The sequence below is a fragment of the Plectonema radiosum NIES-515 genome (assembly GCF_025753815.1).
Lineage (GTDB): Bacteria > Cyanobacteriota > Cyanobacteriia > Cyanobacteriales > Nostocaceae > Hassallia > Hassallia radiosum_A.
On sequence record NZ_JAOWRF010000248.1, the window covers coordinates 1 to 3,131 of the forward strand.

Consider the following 3,131-nt stretch of genomic DNA (forward strand, 5'->3'; position numbering starts at 1 on the left):
GGTAAGAAAAAAACTTTACCCTTTCTCAAGTAAAGTGCAAAACAAATTTTTGCACTTTTTTCTAATGTGTTTAATTAAACTTGAATCTCACTAATAATACGTAATAAGTTTTCACAGTAAAAATCACTAACTTTCAGGAATTACACTTATACTGTGACAACTAAGCAACAGCTTGAATGTAACTTTAGTTGATGTTTTATCGTCATCACTAAGATTATGATCGAATTTTGTAACCATTTCCTGTGACCAACACGATGTCTGCTAATTCTCTGCCCGAAGGTGCCCCCGTTTGGCATAGTTTAGAAGTTAATAAAGCGTTAGACCTGCTCGATAGTAACGCAGACTCTGGCTTGACACCCCAAGAAGTAGAACAGCGGTTGCAGAAGTACGGCACCAACGAATTACAAGAAAGTGGTGGTCGTAGTGCCTGGGAAATTCTACTCGATCAGTTCAAGAACATTATGTTGTTGATGTTGATTGCCGTAGCTTTGATTTCTGGAGGTTTAGACTTCTTGTCTTGGCAATCGGGACAGCTTAAGCCTGGTGAAGTACCATTTAAAGACACGATCGCGATCTTAGCCATTGTCATCCTCAATGGTATACTGGGTTATGTTCAAGAAAGTCGTGCCGAAAAAGCCCTCGCGGCTCTAAAAAAACTTTCCTCTCCAAATGTGCGAGTCATCCGCGATCGCAAACTCCTAGATGTCGCCGGCAAGGATATTGTACCTGGTGATGTCATTTTCCTAGAAGCCGGGGTGCAGATAGCCGCAGATGGACGCTTAATCGAACAGTCTAATTTGCAAATTCGAGAGTCGGCACTAACGGGCGAAGCAGAAGCTGTAAATAAACAAGCTGTATTAATTTTACCTGAAGATACATCATTAGGCGATCGCCTGAATTTAGTCTTTCAAGGTACAGAAGTTGTCCAAGGACGCGCTAAAGTTCTGGTAACGAATACCGGAATGACTACAGAACTTGGCAAAATTGCCGCTTTGTTGCAGTCGGTAGAAAGTGAACCGACACCTTTGCAGCAACGGATGACTCAATTAGGTAACGTTTTAGTTACTGGTTCTTTAATTTTAGTTGCGATCGTCATTGTTGGTGGTGTCATTGCTGCCAGAGGTTTTAGCAACCTCCAAGAACTGGTGGAAGTTTCTTTAAGTATGGCAGTCGCGGTAGTTCCTGAAGGTTTACCCGCTGTAATTACTGTGACTTTAGCCCTGGGAACTCAGCGGATGGTGAAGCGAAATGCTTTGATTCGCAAATTGCCAGCTGTAGAAACTTTAGGTTCTGTCACCACGATTTGCTCTGATAAAACTGGCACCCTCACCCAAAATAAAATGGTGGTGCAATCAGTTTATACCAATGACTCGTCTTTTCGCGTCACCGGTGAAGGCTACGCTCCTACAGGCGATTTTCAGTTAAATGGTCAAAATGTTTCTCTTGACCAACATCCAGAAATACCGGGAATGCTTGTTGCCTGTGCCGTTTGCAATGATTCGGTACTCCAACAAGATAAAGGGGAATGGATAATTTTAGGCGACCCGACAGAAGGTGCATTAGTCACCCTTGGGGGAAAAGCGGGTATTGAAAAAGACCAATGGAGTAGTAAATTACCGCGAGTTGCAGAGTTTCCCTTTTCCTCAGAACGCAAGCGGATGAGCGTAATTACTCAAGTTGAGGAAGTATCTACAGGAGCATCGTCTTTGACAGCGGTCGATCCAGCGATCGCCAACATGTTAAACTCTGAACGTTACTTAATGTTCACCAAAGGCTCACCAGAGTTGATTTTGGCACGTTCTACCCAGATTTATTTGGGCGATAAGTCAGCAGAATTAACCGACGCGCAACGCAAACAAATTCTCGCCGAAAATGATAACATGGCGAGTAAAGGTTTGCGGGTGCTGGGTTTCGCTTACAAACCGTTGACAGAAGTACCACCAGAAAACTCAGATGAAGCTTCCGAGCAACAATTAGTTTGGCTCGGATTGGTGGGAATGTTGGATGCACCGCGCCCAGAAGTGAGAGCCGCTGTGCAACAATGTCGAGATGCGGGAATACGTCCGGTAATGATCACCGGCGATCACCAATTGACGGCAAGAGCGATCGCTACCGATTTAGGAATTGCAAAAGTTGGGGATAGAGTCCTCACCGGTCAAGAATTGCAACGCATGAGCGACCAAGAACTAGAGCAAAATGTAGACTTGGTGAGCATTTACGCACGAGTAGCCCCAGAACACAAACTGCGAATTGTGCAAGCATTGCAGCGTCGGGGTCGATTTGTGGCGATGACAGGCGATGGTGTCAACGATGCCCCCGCCCTCAAACAAGCTGATATCGGTATCGCGATGGGCATCACAGGCACTGATGTGAGTAAGGAAGCCAGCGACATGGTATTACTCGATGACAACTTTGCCACGATTGTTGCTGCCACCAAAGAAGGTAGAGTCGTATACACCAACATTCGCCGCTTTATTAAATACATCTTAGGTAGTAACATTGGCGAAGTTCTCACAATCGCTGCCGCACCAGTACTCGGTTTGGGTGGTGTTCCCCTAACACCGTTACAAATCTTATGGATGAACTTGGTTACAGATGGTTTACCAGCTTTAGCCTTAGCTGTGGAACCTCCAGAACCAGATGTAATGCAGCGTCCACCTTTTAGTCCCCGTGAAAGTATTTTTGCCAGGGGATTGGGTTCTTATATGATTCGCATTGGGATTATCTTTGCTATCATCACAATTGCTTTGATGTGGTGGGCTTACAATCATACCCATGCACCAGAGTATACAGGCGATCGCGAAGCTTGGAAAACAATGGTATTTACAACATTGTGTCTCGCTCAAATGGGTCATGCGATCGCGATTCGCTCTAACAACCGACTGACAATCGAGATGAATCCCTTTTCCAATATCTTTGTATTGGGAGCGGTGGTTGTAACCACAATTTTGCAGTTGATGTTAGTTTACGTCCCACCCCTGCGAGCTTTCTTTGGTACTCACTATCTCAATTTACAAGAATTGGGAGTTTGCATCGGCTTTAGTGCTTTGATGTTTGTGTGGATTGAAGCAGAGAAAATATTCTTTAGATTGATGGGGAAGAAAACCGTTTAGGAGGAGTGGGGGAGTGGG

1 protein-coding gene is annotated in these 3,131 nt (G+C 44.8%); it reads left to right on the plus strand.

Annotation, left to right across the window (positions count from 1 at the left end):
* Positions 1 to 254: 254 nt before the first annotated feature.
* Positions 255 to 3,113, plus strand: a complete 2,859-nt coding sequence (locus tag OGM63_RS16865) for a cation-translocating P-type ATPase (RefSeq protein WP_263746758.1) — start codon at positions 255 to 257, stop codon at positions 3,111 to 3,113.
* The last annotated feature ends 18 nt before the right edge of the window (positions 3,114 to 3,131 follow it).

Excerpts from the sequence above, each read along its gene's own strand:
- OGM63_RS16865 (WP_263746758.1), top strand. The coding sequence starts at position 255 with ATGTCTGCTAATTCTCTGCCCGAAGGTGCCCCCGTTTGGCATAGTTTA.